This is a genomic window from Trichocoleus sp. ST-U1, from assembly GCF_039961835.1.
In the GTDB taxonomy this organism is placed as follows: domain Bacteria; phylum Cyanobacteriota; class Cyanobacteriia; order Cyanobacteriales; family FACHB-T130; genus FACHB-T130.
Map to the genome: position 1 here is coordinate 1 of NZ_JAMPJZ010000146.1, position 5,388 is coordinate 5,388.

Below are 5,388 nucleotides of genomic sequence, written 5' to 3' on the forward strand. Positions count from 1 at the left end.
TGAATCTTTCTGTGAGCGTAATGCCATTAAACAGTCCTCCACGAGAGTCAATGCCGCTGATTTTAGACAATCTCCCTGACCCACCGATTTCGTCGTCAAGTGGGTGTCCGCGTCGAACTCGGCTACAAATTGACCTGATGCTACTAGCAATAGAAGCCCTGGAATTGGGAGGGTCTGAAGCAATGCTGACAGTGGCGAAGGATTTGGAACTCCAGGGAATTATCAAAAATCGGGTACACCTTTGGCGAATCCGAAGCAGCAACCCGCTACGACGATCTTATACACGCCGTTTGCTAACCCTGGATGAAGCCAAAGCGATGGTGATCCTAGTCTGCCATCTAGCACGGCGGTTAACCGTGTTGATCCGGCAGCTGCTACTGGCTTATCAACAGCTGCGTGACAAGCAGGTGCCATTGGAACATCATTTTCGCTTGTCTGAGTATTTAGAAAGGTTCCGCGCTCACTTCCGGAGCCGAATGAATCCACGACGCGCTGGTGTCGCCGCCTATAACTCTGATGAGAAGTTAAACAATCTGGCTATTGAGCTGTTAAGCGAGCTGCTATTTTGTACGGGAACGTCTGGAATGCAAAGATTTTGGAGCAGCCTTTTTGATGGAGAAGTGTAACTTTCATAGAAAAGGAGTAATCGGTAATCAAGAATAAGAGTGATGAGCATTGGTGTTGCGTTTTGAGACGAGAAGAAAGTTCTTGACTTAAAAACTCAATCCTCAAAACTTAAAACTTTTCCCGAATTACCAGTTACCAATTACCAATTACCTATTAGTTTTTCCCCGAATTACCAGTTACCAATTACCAATCACCAACTGAAAATGACTATTCGCCGTCCGTACAGTCTGCCTAACTGCACGCTGATCCTAGAAGGGTTAAGCGATGCTACAGCTGCTGGTCAGGTGGACACCCGACCCTTAATGTCTATCCTGGTTAATGCTGAGTGCCATTTTGCGGGTAAGGAGAAGCCATTAACGGGAGGACGTGACTTTTTTGAAAGCCTGGTGACAGCAGCCAGCAACTATGCTCAAGAATTCTTGAGTGGGGTGCCTCACTCCCATAGTCTGAAAGACAAGCCGAGTTTAGTGCAGTTTCAGAAAATAGATGCCCATCTGCATCGGTTAATTGTTGAGTCGCCGGGAAGTGGTGGAGACTCGACTCATAGTGGCGCATCCAGTGGGACAGCCACAACCCTCCAAGCAAGACAAGTTGATATCACAACGGTACAGCTGTTTGATTTAGTGGAGGCGGTGGATCAGTTCCTGGCTGATGGTCGCACGCTGCCAGACATCATGCTGTCCATCGCGCCGGTTCCGAAACGCTATGCGAAGGCTGAAGTGCCGGTGGCACAACGCGCCGCACCAGCAGCAGTTGGGGTCACGAGTTTGGCATTGGCAGCGATCGCGTTTTCTAGGGTTCCCCCTCCCGAAGTCAAGAACCTCAAAGATCCCTTGCCCCAGCCCAACAGCTTAACGACCCCTGCTAGCCCTGTCTCGTCCGAGCAGCCGACAGCAAGCCCCACGTCATCTAGCGCTGAAGCTACCGACTTGGAAACCCTGGTGACAGCAGCACCAGAGCTGACCGATCCCACCCAGTTGTACTTCTTACAACGGAAACTGCAAAACAACATTTATCAGAAGTGGACGACCCGCCGCCAGTTTCGGCAAGACTTAGTTTATCGGGTGGGCGTAGGGAAAGACGGAGCTGTGGTGGGTTACAAGCCAGTTAACTCAGCCGCACGCGATCGCTTAGAAGAAACTCCGCTCCCAGAATTGCTCTATATCCCTGCCACTGGTAGCGACATCAGCAAAGAACCCCTGGCTCAGTTCCGGGTGGTATTTACTAGACGAGGCGTCCCCCAAGTGAGTCCCTGGTATGGGTATAAAGAAAAGCCCAGCCTCGGTCCAGAAATTACCGACTCAGCTCAGATAGAGAGTTTAGAAGCTCGGCTTTCCGAACAACTCAAGCAAAATTGGCAAGCCACTCCCAGTTTTCCACGGAGCTTACAATACCGTGTCGCCGTAAACAAAGACGGTGTCGTCGCCGATTACGAGCCACAGAATCAACCAGCCTTTGATTACGAGGATGAAACGCCCCTGCCTAAATTATTCCAGCCGAGCAACTCGCCAGACGCTGTCCCACAGGAACCCCTCGCCCAATTCAGAGTGGTGTTCGCACCCAACGGCACCATCGAAGTTAGGTCGTTGCAGAGAAATTGAGAGCAGTCAATAGTCAGGAGCCAGTTGTAAGGAGTCAATAGTCAGGAGTCAGTTGTGAGGAGTCAGTTGTTAGCCTTTCCTCTAAACACTAACAACTAACCCCTCACAATTTACTTAACGGGTTTAACAGGTTTCTTGACCTGAAAATAAGCCTCCAAAACTTTTAACACCATTGGGGCTGCTACCTTACCGCCGCCGCCTCCAGAATGTTCCGCAAACGCCACAACCACAATCTTTGGCTTGTCCGCAGGCGCATAGGCACCAAACCAGGCGTGAGACAGTCCTGGTGGAGCCTCTGCCGTACCACTCTTCCCGGCAACCGGGGGTAACGTTGGCGCATTCACCGCTTTTCCAGTGCCGCTAGTCACAACGCTCCGGAGTCCTTGGCGCACCACCCTTAGCGTTTCTGGTTTCATATTCAAGGACTCTCGCCAGTTTTTGGACGCCTCATTATCTTTGAGCAGGTGGGGTTTAACTCGGTAGCCACCATTTGCCGGAACCGCAAACATCACGGCAACTTGTAGCGGCGTCGTTTGCAAGAAGCCCTGACCAATGGACATATTCACCGTGTCTCCGATAGTCCATTCCTGCTTCAATCGCTTCTCCTTCCAGGCTGCATCCGCAACCAACCCCGGCAATTCTTCTGAAGCTAACTCAATCCCCGTTTTTTGACCAAAGCCATACTTCCGAGTCCAGTCAATCAAGGTGGGACCACCTATTCCTTTACCAATCTGATAAAAGAAAGTATCGCTACTCATCGCTAGCGCCCCAACAAATCCCAAGGGGCCAAATCCAGCATGGTTCCATTCCCCAAACCGAATCCCACCGACGGTTAAGTAAGGATAGGTTGCTAATACCGTATTCGGAGAATATTTACCCGATTCAATCGCAGCGCTCGCGGTGACAATCTTGAAGGTACTCGCTGGTGGAAAGACTCTTAAAGCGCGGTTGACGAAGGGGTTGCCCTTACTTTGTACTTTCTTCCAAGTTTCTGGGGTGATCCGCTTAGAGAAAACGTTGGGATCGAAGCCTGGGCGGCTGACCATTGCCAAAATTGCCCCATTGTTGGGGTCCATTGCCACGATTGCGCCCTTGCGATCGCCCAATGCCCGCTCCGCAGCCTTCTGCAAATCCAGATCCAGCGTTAACTGCACATCCTTCCCAGCCTTCGCCTTTTTCTGACCAAGAATCCGCAGCACTTGACCCGCACCATCTACCTCAACTTGTTGACCGCCCCATTCTCCCCGTAGCGGTTTTTCAAAAGCTGCCTCCACACCCATCTGACCAATCACATCACCCAAGCGGTAGCCTTGATCTTTCATCTTGGCTAGCTCTTCATCGTTCATTTCCCCCGTATACCCTAAGACGTGAGCGCCCACCTCAGCGTTGGGGTAGTTTCGTACCCCTTCAATATCCACCTCTACGCCCTCTAGTTGGCTCCTGTACTCTTCAAGTGCCGTAATTTGGGCAGGATTGATGTCACGAGCAATTCGTAACAGCGAGGTCGAGGTATAACCGGCTTTTTCTAGTTGCTTTTGAATTTCTTTCTCAGGAACATTTAACAGTTCCGAAAGGCGGCTGAGGGTAGCAGGCCAATCCTTCTGCTTGCGGGCGATGGGCCACAAAAAAACCGAGTGAGACAGGCGACTGCTCGCCAAAACTCTTCCTTTGCGATCGAAAATGGTGCCTCGGGCCGGCTGTTTGGGAATCAAACGAATCCGATTGTTTTCTGCCAGCTGTCGGTTACGTTCCCCCTGAACCACTTGTAAAAAAACTAAACGAGCGCCAATCCCACCCGCCAAGAGTAAGGTAACGAGCAACATGATAATTACAGATTGGAGACGTCGGCCCACAGTTCGGGGGGTGGATTGACGCCCAATTGAGGAAGACCGAGCGATTAAGGTCATAGCAGGAGGCTGAATAAATTGGCTCTAAACAGGGAAACAAAAGGTATTTTGAGTGGGCGGCAATTCACAGAGGGATTGCTCCTACATAGTGTACCGTCACACTTCAATAAGATGAACTGGAGGTGTCCTGAAAATGGGTGCCGTGGAAATAGCATCCAGCACAGAGCGGGAATCACTTGTACTTTGTCATGTACTTTTTCAGGTTCAACGAATCAAAGAATGGCAAATTTTTAAGCGAATCGCAATCGGACTGAGTCCGACAGCTAAAATAAACCAAAGTTAGCAATCAACGCTCAACCAAGCATCACCGGCTCAGCCTTCACAAAACAGACGCGACGGCGTGTGTTGAGCAATTCAAACCTCTGTGGGGCATCGCCACTGGGAATCATCAACTATGTCTCAAACTTCTTTAGCAGAACAACGCTCTCCGGAGACTACAAATGAACTGGATGTGGAACTCCGCAAGGTTTTTAAGGTATTCAATGGAGAAACAGCAGTCCGGGGGGTTGATCTGGAGATCCACCGAGGAGAATTTTTCAGTATTTTAGGCCCCTCTGGCTGTGGCAAGACCACAACTTTGCGCTTAATGGCTGGGTTTGAAACTCCCTCGGCAGGAGAGGTGCTGATTCAGGGGCAGACGATGAACCATGTCCCGCCCCACCGGCGTCCGGTGAACACCGTCTTTCAGAGCTATGCTTTGTTTAGCCATTTGAGCGTTTGGGAAAATATTGCTTTCGGATTGCGGATTAAAAAGCGACCCAGGACCGAAATTGCCGAACGAGTGCAAGAAGCGCTGAAGCTGGTCAAAATGGAAACCTATGCTAACCGCTTTCCTTCCCAGCTTTCTGGGGGACAGCAGCAACGAGTGGCTTTAGCGCGGGCGCTAGTGAATCGTCCAGCGGTGGTTTTGCTGGATGAACCCTTGGGGGCATTGGATTTGAAGCTGCGTAAACAAATGCAGGTGGAATTATCCAATTTACATCAAGACCTCGGTTTGACGTTTGTAATGGTGACGCACGACCAGGAGGAAGCGCTAAGTCTCTCCGACCGGATTGCAGTCATGCGTGGGGGCAAGATTGAGCAAATTGGTTCGCCTACTGAAATCTACGAGCATCCCAAAACGCCATTTGTGGCGGATTTCATTGGGGATACCAATCTGTTTGAGGGGCGGATTGAAGCTTCTGACTACTCAACGCTCAAAGTTGTCACCAAAAGCGGTTTGCCAGTTGTGGTGCAGCCGTTGGAGCCTTGGG

The 5,388-nt window shown here is 50.6% G+C and carries 4 protein-coding genes; 3 read left to right on the plus strand and 1 reads right to left on the minus strand.

All coding sequences use genetic code 11. The features are described from left to right. A partial coding sequence (locus tag NDA06_RS26095) for a DUF3038 domain-containing protein (RefSeq protein WP_348251931.1) occupies positions 1-626 on the plus strand: 626 nt, incomplete at its 5' end. Between the two features lie 204 nt (positions 627-830). Next, positions 831-2,228, plus strand: coding sequence for a DUF4335 domain-containing protein (locus NDA06_RS26100; protein ID WP_190414962.1), 1,398 nt, complete (start codon positions 831-833; stop codon positions 2,226-2,228). Between the two features lie 110 nt (positions 2,229-2,338). On the opposite strand, the gene mrdA is transcribed toward NDA06_RS26100, so the two are convergent. Further along, positions 2,339-4,135 (minus strand): penicillin-binding protein 2, encoded by a 1,797-nt coding sequence (mrdA, locus tag NDA06_RS26105; protein ID WP_190414963.1) that lies wholly within the window; start codon positions 4,133-4,135, stop codon positions 2,339-2,341. A gap of 394 nt (positions 4,136-4,529) precedes the next feature. On the opposite strand from mrdA, the gene NDA06_RS26110 reads away from it, so the two are divergent. After that, positions 4,530-5,388 (plus strand): spermidine/putrescine ABC transporter ATP-binding protein (locus NDA06_RS26110; protein ID WP_348251932.1); only part of this gene is annotated, 859 nt, incomplete at its 3' end.